27 protein-coding genes are annotated in these 26,453 nt (G+C 59.9%); 8 read left to right on the top strand and 19 right to left on the bottom strand.

The genetic code is table 11. From position 1 onward, the window contains the following. Nucleotides 1-7 precede the first annotated feature (7 nt). Nucleotides 8-607: a hypothetical protein gene (locus AACY50_RS02525; protein ID WP_339430790.1), complete on the top strand. Its 600-nt coding sequence runs from the start codon at nt 8-10 to the stop codon at nt 605-607. Between the two features lie 61 nt (nt 608-668). Here AACY50_RS02525 and AACY50_RS02520 read toward each other — a convergent pair whose 3' ends face one another. Further along, on the bottom strand, nt 669-2,009 hold the full coding sequence (locus AACY50_RS02520) for a DEAD/DEAH box helicase (protein ID WP_339430791.1): 1,341 nt from the start codon (nt 2,007-2,009) through the stop codon (nt 669-671). A gap of 190 nt (nt 2,010-2,199) precedes the next feature. Between AACY50_RS02520 and AACY50_RS02515 the strand changes: the two genes are divergently transcribed. Next, nucleotides 2,200-3,498: a mechanosensitive ion channel family protein gene (locus AACY50_RS02515; RefSeq protein WP_221733702.1), complete on the top strand. Its 1,299-nt coding sequence runs from the start codon at nt 2,200-2,202 to the stop codon at nt 3,496-3,498. 50 nt (nt 3,499-3,548) lie between these two features. Here AACY50_RS02515 and AACY50_RS02510 read toward each other — a convergent pair whose 3' ends face one another. From AACY50_RS02510 to AACY50_RS02450, 13 genes are all read right to left on the bottom strand, one after another. Further along, nucleotides 3,549-4,415: a carboxylate/amino acid/amine transporter gene (locus AACY50_RS02510; protein WP_339538103.1), complete on the bottom strand. Its 867-nt coding sequence runs from the start codon at nt 4,413-4,415 to the stop codon at nt 3,549-3,551. 141 nt (nt 4,416-4,556) lie between these two features. After that, nucleotides 4,557-5,153 (bottom strand): nucleotidyltransferase family protein, encoded by a 597-nt coding sequence (locus AACY50_RS02505; protein ID WP_339430794.1) that lies wholly within the window; start codon nt 5,151-5,153, stop codon nt 4,557-4,559. Next, a complete protein-coding gene (locus AACY50_RS02500; RefSeq protein ID WP_339496043.1) occupies nt 5,150-6,130 on the bottom strand; it encodes an XdhC family protein in 981 nt (326 codons plus the stop codon). Before AACY50_RS02500 ends, AACY50_RS02505 begins: the two co-directional genes overlap by 4 nt. Next, on the bottom strand, nt 6,130-8,451 hold the full coding sequence (locus AACY50_RS02495) for a xanthine dehydrogenase family protein molybdopterin-binding subunit (protein WP_339430796.1): 2,322 nt from the start codon (nt 8,449-8,451) through the stop codon (nt 6,130-6,132). The genes AACY50_RS02500 and AACY50_RS02495 overlap by 1 nt, the downstream gene beginning before the upstream one ends. Further along, nucleotides 8,448-8,918, bottom strand: coding sequence for a (2Fe-2S)-binding protein (locus AACY50_RS02490; protein ID WP_221733707.1), 471 nt, complete (start codon nt 8,916-8,918; stop codon nt 8,448-8,450). The genes AACY50_RS02495 and AACY50_RS02490 overlap by 4 nt, the downstream gene beginning before the upstream one ends. A 247-nt stretch (nt 8,919-9,165) precedes the next feature. After that, nucleotides 9,166-10,185 carry a UDP-N-acetylmuramate dehydrogenase gene (gene murB / locus AACY50_RS02485; RefSeq protein ID WP_339507806.1) on the bottom strand — a complete coding sequence of 340 codons (1,020 nt, stop codon included), beginning with the start codon at nt 10,183-10,185 and terminating at the stop codon, nt 9,166-9,168. Next, complete coding sequence (locus AACY50_RS02480; protein WP_339430798.1) at nt 10,182-10,646, bottom strand: low molecular weight protein-tyrosine-phosphatase; 465 nt, start codon at nt 10,644-10,646, stop codon at nt 10,182-10,184. Before AACY50_RS02480 ends, murB begins: the two co-directional genes overlap by 4 nt. Then, on the bottom strand, nt 10,646-11,410 hold the full coding sequence (kdsB, locus tag AACY50_RS02475) for a 3-deoxy-manno-octulosonate cytidylyltransferase (RefSeq protein WP_339538102.1): 765 nt from the start codon (nt 11,408-11,410) through the stop codon (nt 10,646-10,648). Before kdsB ends, AACY50_RS02480 begins: the two co-directional genes overlap by 1 nt. Further along, a complete protein-coding gene (locus AACY50_RS02470; protein ID WP_187677807.1) occupies nt 11,407-11,592 on the bottom strand; it encodes a Trm112 family protein in 186 nt (61 codons plus the stop codon). The genes kdsB and AACY50_RS02470 overlap by 4 nt, the downstream gene beginning before the upstream one ends. A 22-nt stretch (nt 11,593-11,614) precedes the next feature. Then, nucleotides 11,615-12,625, bottom strand: coding sequence for a tetraacyldisaccharide 4'-kinase (gene lpxK / locus AACY50_RS02465; protein WP_339430799.1), 1,011 nt, complete (start codon nt 12,623-12,625; stop codon nt 11,615-11,617). Then, nucleotides 12,625-13,053: an ExbD/TolR family protein gene (locus AACY50_RS02460; RefSeq protein WP_221733712.1), complete on the bottom strand. Its 429-nt coding sequence runs from the start codon at nt 13,051-13,053 to the stop codon at nt 12,625-12,627. Before AACY50_RS02460 ends, lpxK begins: the two co-directional genes overlap by 1 nt. Beyond that, nucleotides 13,050-13,685, bottom strand: coding sequence for a MotA/TolQ/ExbB proton channel family protein (locus tag AACY50_RS02455; RefSeq protein WP_221733720.1), 636 nt, complete (start codon nt 13,683-13,685; stop codon nt 13,050-13,052). The genes AACY50_RS02460 and AACY50_RS02455 overlap by 4 nt, the downstream gene beginning before the upstream one ends. 101 nt (nt 13,686-13,786) lie before the next feature. Further along, nucleotides 13,787-16,021 carry a DNA internalization-related competence protein ComEC/Rec2 gene (locus AACY50_RS02450; RefSeq protein ID WP_339538100.1) on the bottom strand — a complete coding sequence of 745 codons (2,235 nt, stop codon included), beginning with the start codon at nt 16,019-16,021 and terminating at the stop codon, nt 13,787-13,789. A gap of 136 nt (nt 16,022-16,157) precedes the next feature. On the opposite strand from AACY50_RS02450, the gene AACY50_RS02445 reads away from it, so the two are divergent. Continuing rightward, entirely contained in the window at nt 16,158-16,676 is a 519-nt protein-coding gene (locus AACY50_RS02445; protein WP_339430801.1) for a DUF2062 domain-containing protein, read from the top strand. Between the two features lie 75 nt (nt 16,677-16,751). Here AACY50_RS02445 and AACY50_RS02440 read toward each other — a convergent pair whose 3' ends face one another. The 4 genes from AACY50_RS02440 to AACY50_RS02425 all read right to left on the bottom strand — a co-directional run bounded on the left by AACY50_RS02440 (nt 16,752) and on the right by AACY50_RS02425 (nt 19,923). Then, entirely contained in the window at nt 16,752-17,531 is a 780-nt protein-coding gene (locus AACY50_RS02440) for an ABC transporter permease (RefSeq protein WP_339430802.1), read from the bottom strand. Next, nucleotides 17,528-18,460, bottom strand: coding sequence for an ABC transporter ATP-binding protein (locus AACY50_RS02435; RefSeq protein ID WP_339430803.1), 933 nt, complete (start codon nt 18,458-18,460; stop codon nt 17,528-17,530). Before AACY50_RS02435 ends, AACY50_RS02440 begins: the two co-directional genes overlap by 4 nt. A 136-nt stretch (nt 18,461-18,596) precedes the next feature. After that, on the bottom strand, nt 18,597-19,220 hold the full coding sequence (locus AACY50_RS02430) for a glutathione S-transferase family protein (RefSeq protein WP_339538099.1): 624 nt from the start codon (nt 19,218-19,220) through the stop codon (nt 18,597-18,599). A gap of 43 nt (nt 19,221-19,263) precedes the next feature. Beyond that, complete coding sequence (locus AACY50_RS02425) at nt 19,264-19,923, bottom strand: transglutaminase-like domain-containing protein (RefSeq protein ID WP_339430805.1); 660 nt, start codon at nt 19,921-19,923, stop codon at nt 19,264-19,266. Between the two features lie 248 nt (nt 19,924-20,171). Between AACY50_RS02425 and AACY50_RS02420 the strand changes: the two genes are divergently transcribed. Both AACY50_RS02420 and AACY50_RS02415 read left to right on the top strand, forming a co-directional pair. Beyond that, on the top strand, nt 20,172-22,619 hold the full coding sequence (locus AACY50_RS02420) for an acyl-CoA dehydrogenase (RefSeq protein ID WP_339464092.1): 2,448 nt from the start codon (nt 20,172-20,174) through the stop codon (nt 22,617-22,619). An 87-nt stretch (nt 22,620-22,706) separates the two neighbouring features. After that, on the top strand, nt 22,707-23,114 hold the full coding sequence (locus AACY50_RS02415; RefSeq protein ID WP_339430807.1) for a PA2817 family protein: 408 nt from the start codon (nt 22,707-22,709) through the stop codon (nt 23,112-23,114). Between the two features lie 63 nt (nt 23,115-23,177). Here AACY50_RS02415 and AACY50_RS02410 read toward each other — a convergent pair whose 3' ends face one another. Next, entirely contained in the window at nt 23,178-24,176 is a 999-nt protein-coding gene (locus AACY50_RS02410; protein WP_339430808.1) for a LysR family transcriptional regulator, read from the bottom strand. A 90-nt stretch (nt 24,177-24,266) separates the two neighbouring features. Here AACY50_RS02410 and AACY50_RS02405 point away from each other — a divergent pair, with 90 nt between their 5' ends. The 3 genes from AACY50_RS02405 (at nt 24,267) to AACY50_RS02395 (ending at nt 26,393) form a co-directional block, all read left to right on the top strand. Next, nucleotides 24,267-24,893 carry an alanyl-tRNA editing protein gene (locus tag AACY50_RS02405; protein WP_339430809.1) on the top strand — a complete coding sequence of 209 codons (627 nt, stop codon included), beginning with the start codon at nt 24,267-24,269 and terminating at the stop codon, nt 24,891-24,893. An 89-nt stretch (nt 24,894-24,982) separates the two neighbouring features. After that, nucleotides 24,983-25,753, top strand: coding sequence for a 2OG-Fe(II) oxygenase (locus AACY50_RS02400; RefSeq protein WP_339430810.1), 771 nt, complete (start codon nt 24,983-24,985; stop codon nt 25,751-25,753). Nucleotide 25,754: 1 nt separating this feature from the next. Further along, nucleotides 25,755-26,393: a LysE family translocator gene (locus tag AACY50_RS02395; protein WP_339430811.1), complete on the top strand. Its 639-nt coding sequence runs from the start codon at nt 25,755-25,757 to the stop codon at nt 26,391-26,393. Nucleotides 26,394-26,453 lie beyond the last annotated feature (60 nt).

The raw sequence follows: 26,453 nt of genomic DNA, 5'->3' as shown, positions 1-26,453 counted from the left end.
CGACATCATGCAACTGACTTATCCAAAGGCGCCTTCCAACGGCGTTCAGACACTGCGTCCGGCGCTGCAAGCCGCACTGCAAACCCAAGGCTTCGGCGCCAATCGCCAGTTTGCCAATGCAGCACCTGCGAAAATCAGCCTCAGCGAAGCCTATCGCGGCTACTCATTGAGTCTGGATGACCTGAGCACCGGCAAAGGGCTGAAAGACGCCAAGGTGGGCGACTGGCATTACCTGGTGTTCGCCGATGGCGTGACGATTGCCGATGCGCAACTGGCCGATGTACGCGGTCACGTCGAGTTCGCCTCGTTGAACCACGGGACGCTCGCCGCCGCGACTGTCGGAGCGCTGAAACTGGCCGAACAGTCACCACAACTGCAGGGTAAAACCGTTGAGCTGCGGGTGTTGTTTGTTTCAGCGCTGCACGTTGTGGCGATCTGGCTGCACGCCGACGGTGAAGATGTGCTGATTCCAATCGATCCAACGCCCAAAGAACTGGCGGGCACCCGGTTGTACAGCGAGGCGGCGCTGCTCGCCCTGCTGAAGCCGGCCGCTGACACGGCAAAGCAACGTTTTGATGCCGACACCAGCGGGCAGCTCGGGAGCTGACAAATCCCGGCCGTAAAAAACCCGGACACTGTCCGGGTTTTTTGTGTGCGCCTGAAACGACTTACTCAGCCGCAGGCTCTGCCGGCTTGCGGCGCTTGAGTGGGGCCATGCCGTCGCTGCTCACCAGAGAGTCCGGCTTCGGACGATTGACGCTCTTGCGCTTGGTCGGCGTCTTGGCGGCGGTTTTCTTCTTGTCGCCCTTGGCGTCGGTCTTTTTCTTCTTCACGCCGACGGCTTTGCCCGAGGCCTTGACCTTTTTCGGCCCGCCGTAGGTGCCTTTGACTTCCTTGACGGTGCGGCGCTCGAAGCTTTGCTTCAGGTAGCGCTCGATGCTCGACATCAGGTTCCAGTCGCCATGGCAGATCAGCGAGATCGCCAGACCGTCGTTACCGGCACGACCGGTACGACCAATGCGGTGTACGTATTCGTCGCCGCTGCGTGGCATGTCGAAGTTGATCACCATATCCAGACCATCGACGTCCAGACCACGGGCCGCGACGTCGGTCGCTACCAGAATCTTCACCCCGCCCTGCTTCAGACGATCGATCGCCAGTTTGCGATCCTTCTGGTCTTTCTCGCCGTGCAGCACGAACGCCTTGTATTCCTGAGCCACCAGACGACCATAGATGCGGTCGGCCATGGCGCGGGTGTTGGTGAAGATGATTGCTTTCTGATAGGTCTCGTTGGCCAGCAGCCAGTTCACGATCTGTTCTTTGTGCTGGTTGTGGTCAGCGGTGATGATCTGCTGACGGGTGGTCGAGTTCAGTTGGCTGACCGCGTTGAGTTGCAAGTGCTCAGGGTTGTTCAGCACCTTGGCGATCATCTCGCGCAGGCCGGAACCGCCGGTGGTGGCGGAGAACAGCATGGTCTGCTGACGGTTCGGGCATTCATCGACCAGACGCTGCACGTCTTCGGCAAAACCCATGTCGAGCATGCGGTCGGCTTCGTCGAGCACCAGCACTTCAACTTCTTTCAGATCGAGGTTGCCGGCGTTGAGTTGCTCGATCATCCGGCCTGGGGTGCCGATGAGGATGTCCGGCACCTTGCGCAGCATGGCGGCCTGCACCTTGAAGTCTTCACCGCCGGTGATCAGGCCGGACTTGATGAAGGTGAACTGCGAAAAACGCTCAACTTCTTTCAGGGTTTGCTGGGCCAGTTCACGGGTGGGCAGCAGGATCAGCGTTTTGATGCTGACGCGGACCTTGGCCGGGCCGATCAGGCGGTTGAGGATCGGCAGTACGAAAGCGGCGGTCTTGCCGCTACCGGTTTGCGCCGTCACCCGCAGGTCACGCCCCTGGAGCGCCAGCGGAATGGCCGCGGCTTGCACAGGCGTTGGCTCGACAAATTTCAGCTCGGCCACGGCTTTAAGCAGGCGTTCGTGCAGGGCGAATTGGGAAAACACGGGTGCTACCTCGAAGATATGCAAAAAAACAGCTGCATAGGTTACCGGTTTCGAGCGCTCAGGCCGAGTTTCTTTATACAAACGGTGCTAATCAGTGTTTTTTTGTTGCCTGATTTGTCTCTTACGGTAATACACAGCGTCTTAAATGCTCTAATCGCCCATCGCGTCTTACAGAAGAATCGTTTCTCTTATGGATTTCAAACAGCTCTGGCTCAACGCCCAGGACCTCTGGGGCACCCTGGAACAGCATCCACTCTTGCAGGCCGGCCTGGCTTTGGCAGTGTTGCTGGTGATCGCGCTGGTACTCGGACGAGTGGCGCGCTACCTGATCCTGCACGCCAGCCGCATGCTCGGCCGCCAGCCTTCGCTGCACTGGATCAACGATTTTCGCCACAACAAGGTGTTTCAGCGTCTGGCGCAAATGACGCCATCGCTGGTCATCCAGTTCGGCCTGCATCTGGTGCCCGAACTGAGTGACACCGCCATGACCTTTCTGGGCAACGTGGCGCTGGCGTTTACCATCCTGTTCCTGTTGCTGTCGGTCACCGCCCTGCTCAACGCCTTGCTCGACATCTATGCACGCACCGAACACGCCCGCACTCGCTCGATCAAGGGCTATGTGCAACTGGCGAAAATGGTCTTGTACGTGTTTGGCGCAATCATCATCGTCGCCACCCTGATCGACCGTTCGCCACTGTTGCTGCTCTCGGGTCTGGGCGCGATGTCGGCGGTGATTCTGTTGGTCTACAAGGACACGCTGCTGTCGTTCGTCGCCAGCGTGCAACTGACCAGCAACGACATGCTGCGGGTCGGCGACTGGATCGAGATGCCACAAGTCGGTGCCGATGGCGACGTGGTCGACATCACCCTGCACACGGTCAAGGTGCAGAACTTCGACAAGACCATCGTCTCGATCCCGACCTGGCGCCTGATGTCCGAGTCGTTCAAGAACTGGCGCGGCATGCAGCAGTCTGGCGGGCGGCGGATCAAACGCAGCCTGTTCATCGACGCCAGCGGTGTGCGTTTCATTCGCGATGATGAAGAAGAGAAGCTGAGCCAGGTACATCTGCTGACCGACTACATGGGCCGCAAGAAAGCCGAGCTCAAGGCGTGGAACCAAGCCCAGGGCAATGTCGCGGCGATGTCCGCCAATCGTCGACGCATGACCAACCTTGGCACGTTCCGCGCTTATGCGCTGGCGTATCTGAAAAGCCACGCAGAGATCCAGCCGAACATGACCTGCATGGTCCGTCAGATGCAGACCACGGCTCAAGGCATTCCCCTGGAAATCTACTGTTTCACCCGCACCACGGCGTGGGCCGATTACGAGCGGATTCAGGGAGATATTTTTGACTATCTGCTGGCGGTGTTGCCGGAGTTTGGCCTGAGCCTGTATCAGCAGCCAAGCGGCGGGGATCTGCGGACGGGGTTGCTGCCGGCGGTGTTGGGTGCAAGCCACATTCCCGAAGCCCAGAAACACTTGATGTAACACCGCGAAGCAAAAACGGTGGGAGCGGGCTTGCTCGCTCCCACAGTGGGTTATGCGCTGGCCAGTGGTTTGCGGATCCCCAACCGGCTGATCCACACCGCTGCCAGAATCACACTCGCGCCGAGGAACAATCTTCCAAGCGCCTCATGCTGATTCCAGATCAGCAGATTCAGCAGCAAGCCCAACGGTACATGCAGGTTGTTCATCACCGCCAAAGTCCCGCCGTTGACCATGCAGGCGCCCTTGTTCCACCAGTACATGCCCAACGCCGTCGAGACCAGACCGAGGAACAGCAACACCCCCCATTGCAGCGGCGCTTCCGGCAGGAAGTTGGCTTTGCCGAACATCAGGAACGCTGGCAACACCACCGCCAGCGCACCGAGATAGAAGAAGCCGAAGCGCCGGTAATGCGGCAGATCGCTGGGATGTTTTGCCACCAGATGCTTGTACAGCACCTGCCCGGCGGCGTAGGTGAAGTTGGCCAGTTGCAGCAGCAGGAAGCCCATGAAGAAGTCCGGGTTGACCCGGTCGAAACGAATCACCGCCGCGCCGCCCACCGCCACCAGTGCGGCGACCAGCGCCCATGGGTTGAAGCGGCGATTCAGCGCATCTTCGATCAGCGTTACGTGCAACGGCGTGAGGATGGTGAACAGCAACACCTCCGGCACCGTCAACACCCGGAAGCTCAGGTACAGGCAGACGTAGGTCACGCCGAACTGCAAGGCGCCGATCAGCAGCATGCCGCGCATGAACGCCGGCTCCACCGAACGCCAGCGGGTCAGCGGGATGAACACCAGCCCGGCCAGCACCACACGCACCAGCACCGCAAAGTAACTGTCGACATGACCGGCCAGGTATTCACCGATCAGACTGAAAGAAAACGCCTGGATCAGCGTGACAAAAAGTAGATAGCCCATGCTCGCCTCTGTTTCGAATGGCGGCGACGATAGCGGGTTTTGTCGTGAAGCGGATAAATCGCAGGCAAAAAAACCTCGAAAAAACTGCCTGGTCAGTCCCCTCGCCTTTCGGGTGAGGGCTATCAAGAACCCCCAATAAGCTCAAGCTTGAGCAAAGACCAAGGCTTGCGGCACATCGATGTCCCAAAGCACCCCGGGATCCTCCACCACCACCTCCACCACCCGTCCCTGCTTGAACAAAGGCCTGGCACCGCGCTCACCCGACAACGCCTGCAACCGCGCCCCCAACGAACGGCCGAACCCGACTGGATGCCCAAACTCGCCATCCAGCACCGGCACGCTCACCGCATCATCGGCCATCGCCGCCACCACCTGCTCGATACTCGACGGCAAGATAAACGGCATATCCCCCAGCACGATCAGCCAGCCATCCACATCCGGACACGCCGCCACACCCGCTGCAATACTGTCGCCCATCCCGGTCGATGCAATTGACAGCACCTCGCAACCATAAGCCTGCGCCATGCGCATCGCCTGCGGCCGCGCTTCAGTCGTCACAAGGATTCGTTTGTCGAGACTGGCCGGCAGATTGACCAAGACCTGCTCGATCACCGAACGCACGGCGCCATCACGACCGGCGCAATCAGCCAGTAACTTATCCTTGTCGGCGCCCGCCACTTCGCGAAAGCGACGGCCCTCGCCCGCTGCCAGCACAATCACAGCAATGGATCGACTCATGCGCCCTCCACTGCCCTTTTCTGTTTCAGCTCGACGCCGTTTTTGATCGCGACGATTTCTGCCAGCAAGGACAAAGCAATTTCCGCCGGCGAATGACTGCCGATGTGCAGCCCGATCGGACCGTGCAATCGACTGATGGCCTGTGCCGACAAGCCTAGCTGGGCCAGATTTTCCCGACGCTTCTGGCTGTTGACCCGTGACCCCAGCGCGCCGACGTAAAAAGCTCGCGAGTCGAGCGCGGTGAGCAGCGCCATATCATCCAGGCGCGGGTCGTGAGTCAGCGCGACAATCGCCGTGCGTTCGTCGGTCTGAATGCTCAACACTGCATCATCCGGCATGCCGGGGACGAAACGACCGTGATGCTCTTCCCAGCCATAGACGAACTCGGTGCGCGGATCGCAGATCAACACCTCGAAATCCAGCAACCGCGCCATGTCCGCGACGTAACGTGACAATTGCCCGGCACCGATCAACAGCAGACGCCAACGCGGGCCATAGATGGCACGCAGGGTTTTGCCGTCGAAGAGCAGCGAATCGGACTGGCTGGCTGGCGACAACACCACTTCACCGGTGTCGATATTCAGCTCGCGCGCCACAATCTCGTGGGCTTCGCAACGTGCGAGCAATTCGGCCACCCACGCCGGATCGCCGACGCGCTCTTCAGTCAGACGCAACGTGCCACCGCAAGGCAAGCCGAAGCGCGCCGCTTCTTCACGGGTAACGCCGTAAGTGATCAATTGCACGGGCGGCCCGTCGGTAGCGATGCGTCCGTCGTGCAGACGGGCGATCAAGTCATCCTCGACACACCCACCCGACACCGAGCCGATCACCACGCCATCTTCGCGCAACGCCAACATCGCGCCAGGAGCCCGGGGCGCGGTGCCCCAGGTCTGCACCACGCTGAACAGCACGACCCGCTGCCCGGCGCGGCGCCATTCGAGCACGCTGCGCAGGACGTTCAGGTCGACGCTGTCCATCACGCTTTCGCCTTCTGCCAGCCCTGCAACTGATAACGCACCGGCAGGTTCCGGATGCGTTGGCCGGTCGCCGCAAAAATCGCGTTGCACAACGCCGGCGCGATAGGCGGCACACCTGGCTCACCGACGCCGCCCAATGGCACATCACCCGGCGGCGTCACCAGATGCACCGCGACGTCCTTGGGCGCCAGCGACATGCGCGCCACTTCATACATGTGGAAGTTGTCTTGTTGAACCTTACCGTCCTTGAAGCTGATTTCACCCAGCACCGCGTTCCCCAGGCCCATGACACACGCGCCCTCGAACTGCGACCGGATGCGTTCAGGGTTGATCTGCGGCCCGCAATCCACAGCGATGTCAGCCTTGTGCACGATCAGCGTGCCGTCATCCTTGACCTCGACCTCAATCACCGCTGCCACGTAAGTCACGAAGCTGTAATGCACCGCCAATCCCAGACCACGGCCCTTGGGCAGTTTGCGCCCCCAACCGGCCGCCTTGGCAGCGGTTTCCAGCACGGTGCGCATACGCCCGGTGTCGATCGGATAACGCTCAGGGGATTCGCCGTAGTTCCACTCTTCACTCAACGTGCGCGGGTCGATCTGCCGATCCGGGCCAAGCAGCTTGATCTGGTACTTGAGCGGATCCTCACCGGCCTTGTGCGCCAGTTCGTCGACAAAGCTCTGGATCGCGAAACCATGGGGAATGTTCGACACCGAGCGATACCAGCCAACCCGCGTATGCACCGTGGCTTCGGGGTTTTCCAGACGCACATTGGGAATCGCATACGCCATGTTGGTGAAGCCCATACCCAACTCGAACGCCGCTTCATGATTCATGCCCGGCGCGAACAGCGCGGTAATGCTTGGCGCCACGGTGCGGTGCAACCAGCCGGACGGCATGCCGTCCTTGTCGACGCCAGCCTTCAGGTATTCAGCGGACACGGTGTGGAAGTACGAATTGTGAACGTCATCTTCGCGCGTCCACTGTACCCGCACGGCTTTGCCGGGGAATTGCTTGGCGAGGATTGCCGCTTCGATGACAAAGTCGGGTTTCGACTTGCGACCGAAGCCGCCGCCGAGCAAGGTGACATTAACGGTCACGTTGTCGAAAGGCAGCCCTAAACGCTCGCTGATTCGCTCACGGGTAACCTGCGGTGCCTGACTCGGCGCCCAGGCTTCGCAGTGGCCGTCCTGGTAGCGGGCAATCGCGACCATTGGCTCCATCGGCGCTTGCGCCAGATGTGGCAAATAATAAGAGGCTTGAAGGGTGCTCGCGGCGCCGCTCATGGCTTTGTCGATATCGCCAGTGTTGCGCACCACTTTGCCGGGTTTCAGCGACGCGGCTTCCAGTTCCTTGCGGTAGGCAACCGAGTCGTAACTGGCGTTCGGGCCGTCATCCCACTCGATCTTCAGCGCCTCGCGCCCCTTGATCGCAGCCCACGTGTTACTGGCGACCACCGCGACTCCGCCCAACGGCTGGAACTCCGAGGGCAACGGACGACTTTCGATCTGCATCACTTTAAGCACGCCGGGGACCTTCAGCGCGGCGCTGTCATCCAGCGATTTGACCTTGCCGCCATACACCGCTGGCCGGGCAATGGTGGCGTACAACATGCCATCGAAATGCACATCGGCGCCGTACACCGCGCGCCCCTTGACGATGTCATCACCGTCGATGGCTTTGGAGCCCTCCTTCCCGATGTAGCGAAATTCGGACGGCTGCTTGAGGCGCAGACTGTCACGCGCCGGCACCGCCAACGCACTGGCCGCAGCGGCAAGTTCGCCATAGCCCAGCTCACGGCCGGACGGTTTATGCAGCACTTTGTGCAACTGTGCATGACACTCGCCAACCGGCACTTTCCACTGCTCGGCCGCCGCTTGTTCCAGCATCGTCCGGGCTGCCGCGCCGCAGCGGCGCATCGGTTCATACCAGTGGCGCATGCTGCGCGAACCGTCAGTGTCCTGGTTACCGAAACGCACTTCATCGCCCGGTGCCTGCTGGACTTTGACGTGAGCCCAATCGGCCTCCAACTCGTCGGCCACCACCATGGTCAGACTGGTACGCACGCCCTGGCCCATCTCGGAACGGTTGCAGACCACGGTCACGGTGCCATCCGCGGCGATGCTGACGTAAACCTTCGGATCGTCGATCCAGCCGTTGGGCATGCCGTCGGCGCCGAACTTCTTCGGTTTGTCCTCAGCCAACGCATCCTGCCAACCCCAACTCGCTGCCAACACCAGTGCACCGGTGGCGGTGGCGCCTTTGAGAAAACCGCGACGGCTGAGATTGCTCAGGGCGAAATCATGGGGTAGACGACTCATGCCTTGGCCTCCTTCAAATGAGTGGAAGCCTGACGGATCGCGGTTTTGATTCGGTTGTAGGTGCCACAGCGGCAGATATTGCCAACCATCGCTTCTTCGATCTGTTGGTCGCTCGGGTTCGGGTTGGTTTTCAGCAATGCAGTGGCCGACATGATCTGCCCGCCCTGACAGAAACCACACTGGGCCACGGCGCTGTCGAGCCAGGCTTGCTGGACGACTTGCCCGACCGGATCAGCGTGCAGGTTGTCGATGGTCGTAACGTTCTGCCCGACGACCGAGCCGATCGGCGTGATGCAACTGCGTGCCGGCAAGCCGTCGATATGAATCGTGCACGCGCCACACAAGCCCATGCCGCAGCCGAACTTGGTGCCGTTGTAACCGGCGACGTCGCGAATGGCCCACAGCAGCGGCATGTCTTCGGTGACGTCAAGGGAATGGTCTTGGCCATTGAGTTTCAGGGTAATCATGGGCACGCCCGCATATTCATGGAGGTTATGGGGTCGAGCAATCTGCTGCCGAAAAAGCAACGGAGGGTTCACGCAGATCGACTCAGGCTAATGAGGCTCTCTTGTGCCGACGGGAACGCCTGCACCGGGCCTTTGATGGAGCAAATGGCTGGTATCGTTAGCTCACTAAGTTAACCCAGCGTTAACAAAAAAGCCCTGCACTTTTTAATCGGTGCAGGGCTTGGGATGGTGTTCGGCAAGCGTAGCCTCAATAACGATTGGGCTCCATTTCAAGCTCGACATTGAAACGCTCGGCAATATCGTTCTGGATACGTTGCGCCAGATCGAGCAATTGCAGGCCTGTCGCCGTCCCGTAGTTGACCAGCACCAGCGCCTGCAATTTATGCACACCGGCATCGCCCTCACGAAAACCTTTCCAGCCTGCGCGCTCGATCAGCCAACCGGCCGCCAGCTTCATCTGCCCGTCTGGCTGCGCGTACGCCACCAGATCCGGGTGCTGCGCCTTGATCTGCGCCACCCGCGCCGCCGACACCAGCGGGTTCTTGAAGAAGCTACCGGCATTGCCGAGCACTGCCGGGTCCGGCAGTTTTTCGCTGCGTATGCTGCAAATGGCGCGGCTGACGTCGGTGGGCGTCGGCTGTTCGATGCCCTGTTCGGTCAAGCGCTGACGCACCGGGCCGTACTCCAGGTGCAGATGTGCCACGCGATCGAGTCTGAAGCGCACCCGCAGAATCAGCCAACGCCCCGGCTCCTGTTTGAACAGGCTGTCGCGGTAGGCGAAGTTGCATTCTTCCAGGGTGAAATCGCGCAGCTCGCCGCTCTGACGATCCAGCGCGGTGAGCCCGGCAAATACATCCTTGATCTCGACACCGTAGGCACCGATGTTCTGCATCGGCGCTGCACCAACGGTGCCGGGAATCAGGCTGAGGTTTTCCAGTCCGGAGAAACCCTGTGCCAAGGTGTGTTGCACAAACGCATGCCACGGTTCGCCCGCTTCGGCTTCAATCACCACACGGTTGCCGTCATCACTGATCACGCGGATACCGCGTGTGGCCATGCGCAGCACCAGCGCCGCAATGTCAGCGGTCAGCAGCAAGTTACTGCCGCCACCGATCACCAGCAACGGCACCTGGTGAGCAGCAGCATAGCTCAGCGCCTCACGCACCTCGGCGTCGCTGTGGGCTTCGGCATACAGTTGCGCCTGCACATCAACGCCAAAACTGTTGAACGGTTTCAGGGAAACCCCGGGTTGCACCTGCAAACTCATAACCGGCCCTTCACTTCGATCAACAGTTGGTCACACGCCGTCTCGATCAGATCCAGCACCTGCTCGAAGCCCTGATCGCCGTCGTAGTACGGATCTGGCACGTCATCGACCACACCGGCATAACGACGCAGGAACAGATCCAGTTCGGCCTTGCCGGTGGACGGCTGCAAGGCCTTGAGGTTGCGCAGGTTGCTGTTGTCCATGGCCAGGATCAGGTCGTAACGGGCGAAATCGGCACGGCTGACCTGTTGCGCGCGTTGCGCCGACAGGTCATAGCCACGCACTTTGGCCGCGGCCTGGCTGCGCTTGTCCGGTGGGTTGCCGACGTGCCAGTCACCAGTACCGGCAGAAGCCACTTCAACCTGATCCGCCAACCCGGCCTCACGCAGTTTGCGGCGCAGCACGCCTTCGGCAGTGGGTGACCGGCAAATGTTGCCCAGGCACACAAACAGAACGCGCATCAGGCCTCCAGCAGGCGACGGACGCGCTCGAGGTCTTCGGCGGTGTCGACACCGGTCGGCGGCGCGATCAGAGCGTCAGCCACATGAATACGCACGCCATGCCACAAGGCACGCAGTTGCTCGAGGGATTCGGTGTTCTCCAGCCAGCACGGGCCCCAACTCACGAAGTCCTGCAAGAAACCGGCACGGTAGGCATAAATGCCGATGTGGCGACGGTAGGGCACGCCTTCGGGCAGTTGCTCGCGGCTCTTGGCGAAGGCATCGCGGGCCCACGGCAAGGTGGCACGGCTGAACGTCAGCGCCAGGCCGTTGAGGTCGCTGACGACCTTGACTACGTTCGGGTTGAACAGGGTTTCCACGTCTTCGATCGGCTCGGCCAACGTGGCCATGCGCGCCTCGGTGTGGGCGGCGAGATTGGCGGCGACCTGATCAATCACACTCGCAGGGATCAGCGGCTCATCGCCTTGCACGTTGACCACGATCGCGTCGGGTTCAAGCCCCAGTTTCGCCGCGACCTCAGCCAGACGATCGGTGCCGGAGTTGTGATCTTCACGGGTCAAAACCACTTCGGCGCCAAACCCCTTGCACGCCTCAACGATGCGCGCATCGTCCGTTGCGACCACCACGCGGGTGGCGCTGCTTTTGCTCGCCTGCTCCCAGACGTGCTGGATCATCGGTTTGCCGGCAATCAACAGCAACGGTTTGCCCGGCAACCGAGTGGAGGCGTATCGCGACGGGATGACAACGGTGAAGGCTGTGGTCATTTATCCAGACGCTCGTCGGTGGTCAAGGTGCGGGCTTCGGTTTCGAGCATCACCGGGATGCCATCACGGATGGGATAGGCAAGACCTGCACCCTTGCTGATCAGTTCGGTTTTGTCGGCGCTGAGCTTGAGCGGGCCTTTGCAGATAGGGCACGCGAGGATGTCGAGCAATTTGGTGTCCATGAACATTCCCTGAATAAAAGAGTTAAGGCAAAAGACGATCCGGCAACAGGCGCATCAGTTGTGTGTCGAACCAGGCCACAAAAGCCGGCGACGGCACCGCATCGACCGCCAGGTACCACCAGTCGGCAGCAGCGAAGGCACGGCACTTCACCGCGTCCTTTTCGGTCATCACCAATGGCAATGACGGTGTGAAATTCAAGGCCTGCACGCTGTATTCGGCGTGGTCGGCAAACGCATGGGGGACTGCTCGCCAGTCTAGCGCTTCGAGGGTATTGAAGAAACGTTGCGGATTGCCGATCCCGGCGACCGCGTGCACAGCCTGACCGGCCGGAAAATGATCGAGCGGCATACGTTTGCCGCTGCGCAGATTGACCAGTGCGGTGGGTTGCAGACGGAAGGCGAAACCGTCGTCGCGATCATCGAGCGCACCGTTGAACAGCACACCATCGACGCTTTGCAGACGTTCAATCGGCTCGCGCAATGGCCCGGCAGGCAGGCAGCGCTTATTGCCCAGGCCTCGGGCGGCATCGATCAGCACCAACTCCAGATCCCTGGCCAAACGGTAATGCTGCATGCCGTCGTCGGACAGAATCAGATCCAGCGGTTCGCTTTCGAGCAAGGCTTTGACGGCGGCGCTGCGATCGGGGTCGATCATCAGCGGCACGCCGGTGCGCTGAACGATCAGCAGCGGTTCATCGCCCGCGATATCGGCGCTTTGATCAGCCTCGACTCGCCATGGCAGTTGCGCAGGCTTGGCGCCGTAGCCACGGCTGACCACGCCCACACGCAAACCGCTGCGCCGGCAGTGCTCGATCAGCCAGAGAATCATCGGTGTCTTGCCCGTGCCCCCGACGGTGATGTTGCCAACCACGATCAGCGGCACTGGTGGCTGGTAGATTTCACCTTCGCCATCAAGAAAACGCTGGCGTTTGTTGACCACCACGCGGCGGTACAACATTTCCAGCGGCCGCAGCAGCGTCAGGGCCGGGTGCCCCTGATACCACGCGGCGAGCAAGCGATCAGACAGGCTCATCAGGATTTGGGCGCCGCCTCGACCGTGGTCATGCGCAGATGGCTGAAACCGAGCTTGCCGGCCGCGTCCATGGCAGTGATCACCGATTGGTGTTGAGTTTTGCCATCGGCACTGATCGACAACGGCAGGCTGGTGTCGCCGTTGGATTCTTTCTGCATGGCTTCCATCAGGGTGGCCAGATCGTTTTTCGGCAGAATCTTGTTGTTCACCGAAAACACGCCCTCGGCGCTGATGGCGACGTCGATCTGTTTGACCTGCTGATCTTCGGCGGGCGAGCCGCTGACCGCTTCCGGCAAATCGACGCGCAACTGGGTTTCACGGGTAAAGGTGGTGGTCACGACGAAAAACAGCAGCAGGATAAACACCACGTCAATCAGCGACGCGAGGTTGATGTCCACGGTTTCCCGGGGTTTGCGACGGAATTTCACGCTTTGCCCTCAGCCAGATCGACGTCACGGTCGCCCTGCACCACTTCAACCAGTTTGATCGCCTCCTGCTCCATGCCCACCACCAGTTCATCGATGCGGCGCTGCAGGAAACGGTGGAAGAAAACCGCCGGAATACCGACCATCAGGCCCGCTGCGGTGGTGATCAGCGCTTTGGAAATACCGCCAGCCAACACCGAGGCGTTGGTGCCCATGCCGGAACCGGTGAACGCGCTGAAAATATCGATCATGCCCAGTACGGTGCCGAGCAGGCCCAACAAGGGCGCCATGGCGGCGATGGTGCCCAGTGCATTTATGTAGCGTTCAAGCTCGTGAATGACCCGGGCAGCGGCCTCTTCGATGCACTCTTTCATGATCTCGCGACCATGTTTGGAGTTGGCAAGGCCTGCGGCGAGGATTTCCCCCAGCGGCGAATTGGCGCGCAATTCCTTGAGTTTTTCTTTATTGAGCTGCTTGTCCTTGATCCAGACCCAGACCTGACCCAGCAGATGCTCGGGAGTGACGCGACTGGCGCGCAGGGTCCACAGGCGCTCGGCGACAATCGCCATGGCCGCGATGGAACTCAGAATGATCGGCAACATCATCCAGCCGCCGGATTTGACCAATTCCCACACAGTGACAGCCCCCTCGAAAAAGTGCGCCACTTTACCATACCGGTTCATGATTAAGACCCGCCGCCCCGACGACCGTGACGTCGCCTTCGTCCACGCCCCGATCAATGGGTCAATGACGGTGGATCACGCCAGAAACGCCGCTGTTGGCGCATTGTCCAGGGAGGCCTGAAGCGGCCCAATTGCAGATGAATGGCGCCCTGTTCAGCACTGTCATAAATGCGCAGCCCCTGTTTGCGATAGCGTGCCAGCACCGTCGGGTGGGGGTGGCCAAACGAATTCCCGTGACCTCGGGAAATCAGCACGGCGCCGGGCTTCAACACTTTCAGCAAGGCCATCGATGAAGAACTGCGGCTGCCGTGGTGCGGCGCTTGCAACCATTGCGTCGGGACTGCCAGCGGGCTGTCGAGCAGGACACGTTCGGCATGGGTGTCGATATCGCCGGTTAACAGCAGGCGCTCGCCGTTGGCCTCGACCTGTAATACGCAGGAGCGCTGGTTGCTGTCGCGGGCATCCGCCCATTGCCACAGGTGAAAACCGACGCCATCCCACTGCCATCGGCGGCCACTTTCACAAGCTTCGGCGTTCAGTTCGGCTGGCAGCCCGGGCGGATCGCCGCTGATGACTCGATCCACCTTCAAGTGGCGCGCCACTGCCAGAGCACCACCGGCATGATCGGCATCGGCGTGGCTGAGCAGCATCAAGTCGAGCTTCTCGACCCTCCATTTGCGCAAGGCGGGCAGCACAACGCGTTCGCCGAGGTCCAAATCACCGAAACGCGGCCCGGCGTCGTAGAGCAAGGTGTGATGCCGGGTGCGGACCAGAATCGCCAGCCCCTGGCCGACGTCGAGCTGCCAGATGTCGGCCAAGCCTTCGTCCAATCGCTCGCGTGGCGGCACGACCAGAACCAGCAGTAACGGCCAGCCCAGAGGACGCATCGGTACACCGCGCGGCAGCAGTAACAGCAAGGCGCCTAGACTGCCCATGGCTAACGCCCACGCGGGAATCGACGGTGCAATCCACGCAGGCCATTGCCCGGCAATCAACGCCAAGGCTCGAAACAACCCGTCGATCAAACCGCCGGCCGCCCATAACAGGCCTTCGCCGACATACGGCACGGGTAACAATAAAGTGCCGAGCAATGCCGGCGGCAACACCACCAGACTGATCCAAGGCACCGCCAGCAAATTCGCCAACGGCCCACTCAGGCTGATCGGCAAGCTCAGCACCATCAGCACTGGACACAAACCGATTGCAATCAGCCACTGCGCCCGCGTCCAGGTTTGCCACCAACGCCAGCCTCCGAGACGACCGCCAAAGGTAAGGATCAGCACCGCCACCGCCGCGAACGACAACCAGAAACCGGGGCCCAAACCGGCCAGCGGATCAAGCAACAGCACGGCGTTGAACGCCAGCAACAGCGGCCACCACGCGCCGAGATGGCGAAAGCGCAGGCGCCACAACAGCACCAGCCCGACCATTACGCAGGCCCGGCGCACCGGCACGTCGAACCCGGCGAGCAGCCCGTAACCAAGCGCCGCGGCGAACGCCAGCGCACAGGCCCATGGCAGCCACGGCCAACGCAGCGGCCACAGCCCATAACGGGCCAACCCGGCAACCACCAGGTACATCACCGCCGCCAGCATTGCGATGTGCTGGCCGGAAATCACCAGTAAATGGACGGTGCCGGTGTCCTGCAGAATCTGCCAATCGTCGCGGCTGAGCCCAGAGCCATCGCCCAGCACCAGCGCGGCCAATGCGCCGGCCCGACCCTGAGCGTCCACCGCGAGCAAGCGCTGACGAATGCTGTCGCGCCACGCCCACCGCGCCTCGGCCAAACGCCGGCCATCCTTGATCGTACCGGTCGCACCGATGCGTTGCGCCAGCAGCCAGGCTTCGTAATCGAAGGCATCCGGATTGAGCAAACCGGCCGGGCGTTTGAGCTTGACCGCCAGGCGCCAGCGCTCGCCACTGTTGACTGGTGGCCCGGCGTACCAGGCCAGACGCATCAGTGACGGCAGTTTCTCGTGACGCGAGCGCGCATCAGCCAATTCGAAACGCACCACACCGTCGCCATTGTGCGGCAGACCAACCACCCGCCCCTCAAGCCAGCGGGTTTCGCCGTCCAGACGGGTTGAAAGTCGCTCATCCAGCGCCCATTGCGCGCCGACGCAGGCCCAAGTGAAACCAAACAATAAGAATGCCAATGGATAGCTGCGAAACGGCAGCAACATCAAACCCACCACCGCCAGCACCACGGCCAACCCGACCGGCGGCAAAGCCGGCAAAACTATCGGGGCCAGCAGACCGACTGCCAACGCCATCATCCCTGTGCGCATAAGCCCGTCCTTGAGAGTCGCGCACTTAGGCATAGCGGGTCTTGGGCACGACCGTCGTCAACAATTGTCACAAAGTCTGAATGGGCGGTTCGTAGAATCCAGACATACTTGCCGCCTTAATCGACCGAGAAGCCTTATGCCCCGGCGCTTATTCAAACGCTACATGCCCGACCCAACGAGGATCAGGGAACACAAATCCTTACGATTTCTCGGCAAGTTGCTGCATGACCCGAACCTCTGGCACCTCAATCGCCACTCGGTCGCTCGAGCAATGGCAGTGGGTCTGTTTACCGCATTCCTACCGATCCCGTTGCAGATGCTGGTGGCCGCAGCGCTGGCAATCAAGGTGCGCGGCAACCTGCCAATTGCTGTGAGCCTGGTCTGGCTGACCAATCCGATCACCATGCCAGCGGTGTTTTTTTGCACTTATAAGGTGGGTGCGTGGCTGATGGACGTGCCGATACGGCATTTGCCCGATCAACTGACCTGGGAATGGATAAGCGGTGAGCTGTCGACATTATGGCAACCGTTTTTGCTCGGTTCGGTGCTGTCCGGATTGGTGCTGGGCGCCCTCGCCTACTTCGTGGTCATGATGTATTGGCGCTGGTGGGTCGCACGGCAATGGGCGCGGCGCAAGAAAAACCGAACGCCTTGAATGCAAAACGGCCTGCGCAATGGAGGCCGTTTTTTGTGGTGCCCGGACTAGCCAAGCATGCGACTGGGCATAGCGTCAGGTCCGCATCCCGCGCCCGCTCACCAGTAAACGCGCGCAACCGAAATACAACACCACCGTCGCCACCAGCATGAAGGTGATCGCAATACCGATGCGGATATCCGAAACACCGAGGATGCCGTAGCGGAAGGCGTTGACCATGTGCAGCACCGGATTGGCCAGCGACACCGTCTGCCAGAACGGCGGCAGCAAAGTGATCGAGTAGAACACGCCGCCCAGATACGTCAGCGGTGTCAGCACGAAGGTCGGGATGATCGAAATATCATCGAAATTGCGCGCAAACACGGCGTTGATAAAGCCCAGTAACGAGAAAATCGTCGCCGTCAGCACCACCACCAGAAGGGTCACGCCCAGGTGATGCACCTGCAAGTGGGTAAAGAACAGCGACAGGAGGGTGACGATCACACCCACCATCAACCCGCGCAGCACGCCACCACAGGTATAGCCGATCAGGATTGTGTGCGGCGAGACCGGCGAGACCATCAACTCTTCGATGGAACGCTGGAACTTGCTACCGAAGAAGCTCGACACCACGTTGCCGTAGGAGTTGGTGATCACCGACATCATGATCAGCCCCGGCACGATGTACTCCATATAAGTGAAGCCACCCATGTCGCCGATCTGCCGACCGATCAGGTTACCGAAGATCACGAAGTACAGAACCATGGTGATCGCCGGCGGCAGCAGGGTTTGCGGCCAGATCCGGGTGAAGCGTTTGACCTCGCGGTAAACAATGGTTTGGAGCGCGACGAGGTTGGGACGGAATTCGGAACTCATACCGCCACCTTCGACAGATTTTTCTCCACCAGGGACACGAACAGCTCCTCAAGGCGATTGGTTTTGTTGCGCAGGCTCAACACTTCGATGTTCTGCAGAGCCAGTTGGCCGAACAACGCGGTGATGCCCATGGATTTGTCGACCTGCACCTCCAGCGTGTGTGCATCCACCAAACGGGACGGATAGCCGACCAGTTGCGGCGCGACGCTCAAATTGCCCTTGAGGTCGAGCAGGAAGGTTTCCACATGCAGTTGGCCGAGCAACTGACGCATGCTGGTGTTCTCGACAATCGTGCCGTGGTCGATGATGCCGATGTTGCGGCACAACTGCTCAGCCTCTTCCAGATAATGCGTGGTGAGGATGATGGTGATGCCTTTCTGGTTAAGTTCGGTGAGGAACGTCCACATCGAACGACGCAGTTCAATGTCGACGCCGGCCGTCGGTTCGTCGAGGATCAACAGGCGCGGCTCATGCACCAGCGCCCGAGCAATCATCAAGCGGCGCTTCATGCCGCCCGACAGCGAACGCGAAGGCACATCGCGCTTGTCCCACAGGCCGAGCTGGGTCAGGTACTGCTCGGCACGTTCCTTGGCGATTTTCGCCGCAATGCCGTAGTAACCGGCCTGGGTCACGACGATGTCGAACGTCTTTTCGAACTGGTTGAAGTTGAATTCCTGGGGCACTACGCCGATCGAGCGCTTAAGCGCGGCCGGGCTCTTGTCCAGGTCATTGCCAAAGATATTCACCGTGCCGCTGGTCTTGTTCACCAGGGTGGAAAGAATGCCGATGGTCGTGGATTTGCCGGCGCCGTTGGGGCCGAGCAAGGCGAAAAAATCACCTTCGGCGACGTCCAGATCGATACCACTCAAGGCCTGGAACCCGTTGCCGTAGGTTTTGGTTAGCTGCCGGATGGACAGAGCGGAACTCATATCTGATTTACGCACCATGGTGAAGGGAGGAAAGAGAGAAATAAGGGCAAGCGGCGAGGGATACAACCGCAGCGCAAGAGCGCAATGGTGCTTGCCCCCGCCGCACAAGTACAGTCAAGTGTGTCGATAGTAATTATCAAGTCAACGCGGTCATGACGGCTTTTTTGTAGGCCGCACGATGTTTGAGCCGCTCGTACCAGGCTTGCAGATGCGGTTGCGGAGCCCGCTCGATGGGCATCTCGAACCAGGCATAAATGAAACTGCCGAGCGGAATATCGCCCATGCCGATTTCTGTTCCGCCGAGGTAAGGCTGGCAGGCCAAAGCAGCGTCGGCCATGCTCAAAAGCTCGTTACATTGCGTGATCGCCGCGTCGATAGCCGCCCAATCCTGCTGGTCGGCCGGTGTCCGCAAAACGCCCCAGAACACGGTGCGGAAGGGACCGGCAAAACTCGAAGTGGTCCAGTCCATCCACTTGTCAGCGATAGCCCGGGCTTGTGGGTCTGCCGGGTACCAGGCACTGTCAGGCGCATGTTTGGCCAGCAGATAGCGGACGATGGCGTTGGACTCCCACAGCACAAAACCGTCGTCTTCGATCACCGGCACCCGGCCATTCGGATTCATCGCCCGGTACTGCGGCGTGTCGACCACACCGAACGCGCCACCCGCATCGATCGCCTCGTAAGCCAGGCCGAGTTCTTCGGCGGCCCACAATGGCTTCCTGACATTCGATGAGTTTTTCCGTCCCCAGATCTTCAGCATGACCGCCTCTTTGCAAATGCGTGGGCAGGCAGCATACGCCGGATCAGAGGCGGCTGACATTACTCTGCATGTCGCCCAATAGTGGCGGCTGTTGATCGCCGAACAGGTGCGGATAACATTTTTCCAGATGCTCAAAGAAGAAGGTTTGCGGCACATCGGCGAACTGGCCGTGATCGACCAGGTACTCCATCAACTGCGCACCGTCCCGGTTGTACGGGTGGAAAACACTGTCGTTGATACCGTCAAAATCCAGTGGCGCGACGTTGAACAGTTCGCAGAGTTTCTGGTTAAACGCAGGCGTAGCCTTGACCCAGCGATCACCAAGAAACAGCTCGGTGTAACCGTGCATGGCGAACACATCGCTCTTGAGCAGTTCAAGCAAACGCGGGGTCGACAGATGATTGCGCACATCCGCCAGACCGATGCGTGCCGCAATCGCGCAATGTCGCGCGCAAGCGGCCAGCAGCGTGGCTTTCGGCACGCAATAGCTCTCTCCCGTTGCCAAAGCGTAACTGCCGCGCAACGTCTGCGGATCCCGACTGAAGGTGTAAGGGTTGTAGCGCACCGCCTCGCGCACGGCGTAGTAGAGATTGATCGCCTGCTTGAGCGGATCACCGCTGGCGCCACGGTGCTGTTCGGCGAACTCCACCACCGCCGGGTGGTCACTATCGATGAAGCGGCCGGGACTCAGATACTCGTGCATGACGGCAATCTCCTGGGTGAGCCCCGAGTCTAGCGACCGCTCAAGCACAGAGATAACGACGTTTCGGCCAAACATGCACGCAAAGTTGCGCAATGAACGAACGATTTCCCACGCGTGTTGCCCACCGAACCTACGAAAACCGTCATAGGTTTCCCACGATTTCAATCACCACGGTCTGACCACCCGGTTTTACAGATGCCGTCTAAGCTCTGAAGGGTCGATTTGCCTTGGTTCACGGAGGACTGAATATGCTGTTGTTGTGGATACTGGTTTTGGTCGTTGGCGTGGCGTATCTCGCCCACCGGCGAATTTCCCCGCTGCCCGCATTGGGCATCGTTGCCGTCTACCTGCTGGCGATGGGGATTTTCAGCCACGCACCGGGCTGGCTGTTGCTGGTGCTCTGGATCGTACTGGCGATGGTGGCCGCGCCATTGGTGCTGCCTGACCTGCGCCGCCAATATTTCAGTGCGCCGCTGTTCAACTGGTTCCAGAAAACCCTGCCGCCGATGTCGCAGACCGAACGCGACGCGATCGATGCCGGCACCGTCTGGTGGGATGGCGAGCTGTTCAGCGGTCGTCCGGACTGGGAAAAACTGCTGTCCTATCCCAAGGCGCAACTGAGCGAAGAAGAACAGGCCTTTATCGATGGTCCGACCGAAGAGCTCTGCGCGATGGTCACTGACTGGCAAATCGGCCAGTCGATGGATCTGCCGCCCGAAGCCTGGGCGCATATCAAGGAACACGGCTTTTTCGCCCTGATCATTCCCAAGGAATTCGGCGGCAAGGGCTTTTCCGCCTATGCCCACTCGCAAGTAGCGATGAAACTTGCGACCCGCAGCGGCGATCTCGCCTCCACCGTGATGGTGCCCAACTCCCTCGGCCCGGCAGAACTGCTGCTGCATTACGGCACCGACGAACAACGCAATCACTACCTGCCACGGCTGGCCCGTGGCGACGACATCCCGTGCTTCGCCCTCACCGGCCCGCTCGCCGGTTCCGACGCAGGCGCGATGCCGGACACCGGGATCATCTGCAAAGGCCAATGGGAGGGTCAGGAAGTCCTCGGCCTGCGCCTTAACTGGGAAAAGCGCTACATCACACTGGGTCCGGTCGCCACGTTGCTCGGCCTCGCGTTCAAAGCGTATGACCCGGATCACCTGCTGGGGAACAAGGAAGACCTGGGCATCAGCCTTGCGCTGATTCCAACCGATACCGCAGGCGTGGAGATTGGTCGCCGTCACCTGCCACTGGGCGCTGCGTTCATGAACGGCCCGAACTCGGGCAAAGACGTGTTCATCCCGCTGGACTTCCTGATCGGCGGCCAGGAGATGCTCGGCAAAGGCTGGATGATGCTGATGAACTGCCTGTCGGTCGGCCGTTCGATCTCGCTGCCGGCAGTCGGTACCGGTGCAGCCAAGTTCACCAGCCTGGTGACCGGGCAATACGCGCAGATTCGTGAACAGTTCAATGTGCCCCTGTCGGCCTTCGAAGGCATACAGGAAGCCATGGCGCGCATCGGCGGTAACGCGTGGATGATGGACGCTGCGCGAATGCTGACCGCCAACGCGGTCGATCTGGGCGAAAAACCGTCAGTCCTGTCGGCGATCCTCAAGTACCACCTGACCGAACGCGGCCGTGAATGCATCAGCCACGCCATGGACGTACACGGCGGCAAGGCGATCATCATGGGCCCGAACAACTACCTCGGACGTAGCTGGAACGGCGCGCCGATCTTCATCACCGTGGAAGGCGCGAACATTCTCTCGCGTAACCTGATGATCTTCGGTCAGGGTGCGATTCGTTGCCATCCGTTCGTGCTCAAGGAAATGGCCCTCGCCGGCCGCGAGGACAAGGATCAGGCACTGAAAGAATTCGACGGCCTGCTGCTCAAGCATATCGGTTTCGCCGTGAGCAATGCCGCCAGCACCCTGGTGTTGAACCTGGGTTTGGGCCACTTCGAACCTGCGCCGGGCGACAAGATCAGTCAGGGTTACTTCCGCGCGCTCAATCGTCAGGCGGCAGCCTTTGCCATGCTCGCCGACTTCAGCATGATGCTGCTGGGGGGCGAACTGAAACGCCGCGAGCGTCTCTCGGCACGTCTTGGCGATGTGCTGAGCAACCTGTATCTGGGGTCCGCTGCGCTCAAGCGTTTTCACGATCTGGATTCGCCAGGGTATATGGAACCGCTGTTGCGCTGGGCCATGGAAGAAAGCCTTTTCCAGTCGGAGCGTGCTCTCGATGAGCTGCTGAGCAATTTCCCGAACAAGATATTTGGCTGCATTTTGCGGGTCATCGTGTTTCCGTTCGGCCGGCGCCACAAAGGCCCATCGGACAAACTCGGTGCCGAAGTGGCGAGCATTATTGGTCGAACCAAAGGCGATCCGGCGCTGGAAGAGTTGCTTGCCGGCTGCTATCGCCCGCAATCGGCAGAGGATGCCGTCGGCGCACTGCAACACGCCAGCGACCTGCTGAGTGCTGTGCAACCGCTGCAGAAAAAACTGCACACTTCGTTGAAAAGCGGTCAGGTCAAACCGGTCGCCGGCGAAAACGCGATCGATGCAGCGCTTGAGGCTGGGGTTCTCCAGGCAGCGCAAGCGCAGAGCCTGCACGAAGCCGAAGCGGCACGGCGCAAGGTGATCGATGTCGATGATTTCGACAAAGAGCAGTTGGTGCTGGCCGACGGCAAAGTCCGCTAATCCTTCAACGTGTAGCCGTTTATTTGTGAAAAACGGGCGCAGGGGCTTTATACTCCCGCGCCCGTTTTGCTCTTGAGGACTTATCTCGTGTCCAACGTCGTCGCCGACCATCTTGTTTTGCTCGACCACCTGCGCAGTATTCTGGTCGCCGTAGGTGAGGCCGATCAGGTTCCCGAAGAAAGCCACGCCCTGTTCCTGGAGCGCTTCGACGAATTGCTGGCGTCACTGCCGATCGATCCGATCGAAAGCCAATACCTGGGCCAGGACATCCTGACTCAAGTGATTACTCGCTATCCGCAAATTGCCCACCTGATCCCACGGGATCTGCTGTGGTTCTTCGGTGGCGACTGCCTGCACTACCTGGCCGATGAAGAAATCGACCTGTATCAGGCCCTGGAAGAACGCCGCTACGAAGCCGAACAAAACGACGAACCGTTCGACTGGAATCAGGAAAAGCAACTGATGGCAATGTCCGCTCAGGACAGCAAGCACTGATTTTCTTTCGGTAATGAAAAGGCCCGCCTGGTTGTCCAGGCGGGCCTTTTTTTTGAGTTGCCGTTAGAGCAGCCCTTCACTCTCAGGCAATTCATAGACCATCGCAGCATTACTCGCACCGCCCGATTTACCGGGCTTGCTCAAGGTCGGCTCCTTCTCCAGGCACTCCACCAGGTAGTCGATGAACACCCGCAGCTTCGGCGGCAAATAACGCGTCGGCGAATGCAGCAGCCAGAGTCCGCCATGGTAAGAAGCCAGGAAGCTCCACTCTGGCAATACCTGCACAATCAACTTCTGCTCCAGGGCATACCGTGCGGTGAAGTACGGCAGGCTGCCAATTCCAATATGCTGCAACACCGCTCCCAGCCTCACGCCAGTGTGATTGGCGGCATATCGGCCACGCACGCCGACCGTCACGGCGTTGCTGCCTTTTTTGAATTTCCAGCGCGCATCGCTTGGGGTTTCCCCAAGATAAATACAGCTGTGATCGAGCAAGTCGTGAGGGTGCTTTGGCGTGCCGTTTTCAGCCAGGTATTGCGGAGTTGCGCAGAGCAAATGGTCAATCGTCAACAATTGACGCCCGACCAATCCGGCGGGTGGCCGATCGGTGATGCGAATCGCCAGATCGACATGATCGTCGATCAGATCGACCTGCCGGTCTTCCAGTAACAACTCCACATCGACCTTGGGATAACGGCGCAGAAATTCGGGCATATGCGGATGAATCACGAAACGCCCCACCGCTTTCGGTACGCTGACCCGCACCAGCCCTTCAGCCTCATGGGTGAACTGGCCGCTGATTTCCATCACGGACTTGGCAGCGCTGACCATTTCCTGACAGCGCTTGAACACCTCTTCGCCCCCATCACTCAGGCGCAGTTTGCGCGTGGTGCGCTGCAGCAACCGTGTGGCCAACGCTTTTTCCAGTCGGGAAATGCTGCGGCTTATCGCTGAAGGCGACGATCCGAGTTGGCGGGCGGCTTCAGAAAAGCTGCCGGTTTCCACGACCTTGACGAAAATCGCCATTTCACCGAGTAACGGCAGCGGTAGATTTATGCTCACAGCGCACAAGTCCTTTGATGTTTGAACGGATTATCACGTTATTGCACGATTCATATAATAAAAATAGAAACTTTAATAAGGGCATGGAATATGACGCTTCGCCTCTTTTTCCATAGTGATGACCTCAAGGCCAATGTAGAAGTCCTCGACTGCACGCCCCACGAGAACGAATTCGCGGTAGAACTGCGCGCTACCCTGTTTCATCCGCAAGGTGGCGGCCAACCCTGTGATACCGGCTGGATCGGCGCAAGCCAGGTGCTGCGCGTAGTGCAAGAAGCAGATCGAATCATCCATTTCGTTGATCGACCGGTCACGCTCGGCATGACCTGTATTCGCGTCGACGAAGATCGCCGCTGCTTCAATACTCGCCTGCATTCGGCCGGGCATTTGATCGGGCACTTCGTCCAGGCCATGGGGTGGACGCCTGTCAAAGCGCACCACTGGCCGAATGAAGGCCGCGTGCAATTCAAGCCAGGTGATGCCGCACAGGAAGTTGACGCACACACCGTTCAACTCGGTATCGATCAGTGGATCGAGCACGATCTGCCACGCCTGACCTCGCTGCGCGAAGGCGCGCGGGAAATCGGTTTTGGTGAACTGCCAGCCTATGGCTGCGGTGGCACCCATGTACGAAGCCTGAAGGATCTGGGCACAGTCACGATCGCGTCCCTTTCACAGAAGAAAGGCACATTGTCCGTCCACTACAGCGTGGATTGAGCATTTCCGGACATTGCTCCGCGCAATGTCCGGCGCCGGGGAACCGCATTCGCCGGTTCCGTTGACTATCGATAGATGGACCTAAAAAAATGATGCTAGACGTCGAGCGTCTCGATGAGACGTGCATAAAAAAACTGGCCAACGAAGAAGTCCTCGCCATTCGCGTCAAAGGCTTTTTGCCCGAACCGCTGGCAATCCAGATTGGCGACAAGATTCTCGCCCCAGGCTTTGAGGGCTACATCAACGCACCGAGTATCGGCCGTATCGGTATGGCGTTTTACGAGGCGGAAAACCAGCCGCTGCTGATCGAGGATTACTTCGAACGCGCCACCAGCAACATCGCCGAACTGCGTAATCGCTGCGCCCCCTACTCTTCACCGGTCGACACACTGCGCTGCATGCTCGACGAGTCGTGGCCGGCCGGTGCGCATCTGGAAAATCTATACGGTCGCAAAATGTATGTAGGCCTGTCGCGTGTCGTAAAACCCGGCGTGTGCTTCCTCGCCCACCACGACATTTTCGCCAAGGACGCACCGGAGAGCTTTCAAGCGCGCAGCCTGGAAGCACAGTTTGCCTGCAACGTGTACCTGAACATGCCGACCGAAGGTGGCGCGTTGCAGATGTGGGACGACGACATAACGCCCGAACTGTTCGACGAAATGCGAGGCGACAGTTACGGCATCGACCCGACCCTGCTTGGACCGCCCACACTTGAGGTTCGGCCCGAACCCGGCGATTTCATCATGTTCAATTCGCGCTGCATGCACTCGGTGACTCCGGGTGTAGCGGATCCGCGCTTGAGCCTGTCCTTCTTTGTCGGCTATCGCGGCAATGCTTCACCCCTGACCTTCTGGAGCTGAAATGTTATCGAATTACCTGGGCGAGTTTCTGGCGCTGGCCACCATCCATTTTCTGGCCGTGGTCGCTCCCGGCCCTGACTTTGCGGTCACTATTCGCCAGAGTGTGCGCTTTGGCCGCTTGGTCGGGATTTGCACGGCGCTGGGCATTGGGGCGGGGATTTCCGTGCACGTTCTGTACACGCTGCTCGGTGTCGGCGCACTCATGCACACCACGCCGTGGCTGCTGACCGCGGCCAAAGTGGTGGGGGGCGCCTACATTCTGTATCTCGGTGTCAGCCTGATCCGCAGCAAACCGAAAACCACCCTCGATGGCGAAAAAACAGCGGAGCAAACGTTGGTTGAGCAATCTCTGTTCAAGGCGTTCAGTACCGGTTTTCTGACCAATGCCACCAACCCCAAGGCGACGCTGTTTTTCCTCGCAATCTTCACCACGATCATCAGCGCCAGCACGCCCCTGCAAATCCAGGCGTTCTATGGTCTGTGGATGTGTTTTGTAAACGCGTTGTGGTTCGTCATCGTCGCGCTGTTCTTCTCCAGCAACAAAGTGCGTTTGCTGTTCATGCGCATGGGGCATTGGTTCGAACGCACCATGGGCGTCGTGCTGATTTTGTTTGCCGGCCGACTGATGCTGTCCTGGTAATCCGAACTGAAACGCAAAAGGCCCGCCGAATCTCTTCGGCGGGCCTCTTTTTTTGACTGA

Origin of the sequence: Pseudomonas sp. RA_15y_Pfl2_54 (assembly GCF_963971015.1) — a bacterium.
GTDB classification, from domain to species: Bacteria; Pseudomonadota; Gammaproteobacteria; order Pseudomonadales; family Pseudomonadaceae; genus Aquipseudomonas; species Aquipseudomonas baetica_A.
This window is presented reverse-complemented; position numbering and strand designations above follow the sequence as displayed.

Coding starts and splice junctions, on each gene's coding strand:
- AACY50_RS02435 (WP_339430803.1), bottom strand. CDS start 18,460: ATGAGTTCCGCTCTGTCCATCCGGCAGCTAACCAAAACCTACGGCAAC.
- AACY50_RS02430 (WP_339538099.1), bottom strand. CDS start 19,220: ATGCTGAAGATCTGGGGACGGAAAAACTCATCGAATGTCAGGAAGCCA.
- AACY50_RS02450 (WP_339538100.1), bottom strand. CDS start 16,021: ATGCGCACAGGGATGATGGCGTTGGCAGTCGGTCTGCTGGCCCCGATA.
- AACY50_RS02395 (WP_339430811.1), top strand. CDS start 25,755: ATGTTATCGAATTACCTGGGCGAGTTTCTGGCGCTGGCCACCATCCAT.
- AACY50_RS02495 (WP_339430796.1), bottom strand. CDS start 8,451: ATGAGTCGTCTACCCCATGATTTCGCCCTGAGCAATCTCAGCCGTCGC.
- AACY50_RS02505 (WP_339430794.1), bottom strand. CDS start 5,153: ATGAGTCGATCCATTGCTGTGATTGTGCTGGCAGCGGGCGAGGGCCGT.
- AACY50_RS02525 (WP_339430790.1), top strand. CDS start 8: ATGCAACTGACTTATCCAAAGGCGCCTTCCAACGGCGTTCAGACACTG.
- AACY50_RS02425 (WP_339430805.1), bottom strand. CDS start 19,923: ATGCACGAGTATCTGAGTCCCGGCCGCTTCATCGATAGTGACCACCCG.
- AACY50_RS02445 (WP_339430801.1), top strand. CDS start 16,158: ATGCCCCGGCGCTTATTCAAACGCTACATGCCCGACCCAACGAGGATC.
- AACY50_RS02500 (WP_339496043.1), bottom strand. CDS start 6,130: ATGGACAGCGTCGACCTGAACGTCCTGCGCAGCGTGCTCGAATGGCGC.
- kdsB (WP_339538102.1), bottom strand. CDS start 11,410: ATGACCACAGCCTTCACCGTTGTCATCCCGTCGCGATACGCCTCCACT.
- lpxK (WP_339430799.1), bottom strand. CDS start 12,625: ATGAGCCTGTCTGATCGCTTGCTCGCCGCGTGGTATCAGGGGCACCCG.
- AACY50_RS02470 (WP_187677807.1), bottom strand. CDS start 11,592: ATGGACACCAAATTGCTCGACATCCTCGCGTGCCCTATCTGCAAAGGC.
- AACY50_RS02420 (WP_339464092.1), top strand. CDS start 20,172: ATGCTGTTGTTGTGGATACTGGTTTTGGTCGTTGGCGTGGCGTATCTC.
- AACY50_RS02515 (WP_221733702.1), top strand. CDS start 2,200: ATGGATTTCAAACAGCTCTGGCTCAACGCCCAGGACCTCTGGGGCACC.
- AACY50_RS02400 (WP_339430810.1), top strand. CDS start 24,983: ATGATGCTAGACGTCGAGCGTCTCGATGAGACGTGCATAAAAAAACTG.
- AACY50_RS02480 (WP_339430798.1), bottom strand. CDS start 10,646: ATGCGCGTTCTGTTTGTGTGCCTGGGCAACATTTGCCGGTCACCCACT.
- AACY50_RS02510 (WP_339538103.1), bottom strand. CDS start 4,415: ATGGGCTATCTACTTTTTGTCACGCTGATCCAGGCGTTTTCTTTCAGT.
- AACY50_RS02490 (WP_221733707.1), bottom strand. CDS start 8,918: ATGATTACCCTGAAACTCAATGGCCAAGACCATTCCCTTGACGTCACC.
- murB (WP_339507806.1), bottom strand. CDS start 10,185: ATGAGTTTGCAGGTGCAACCCGGGGTTTCCCTGAAACCGTTCAACAGT.
- AACY50_RS02440 (WP_339430802.1), bottom strand. CDS start 17,531: ATGAGTTCCGAATTCCGTCCCAACCTCGTCGCGCTCCAAACCATTGTT.
- AACY50_RS02405 (WP_339430809.1), top strand. CDS start 24,267: ATGACGCTTCGCCTCTTTTTCCATAGTGATGACCTCAAGGCCAATGTA.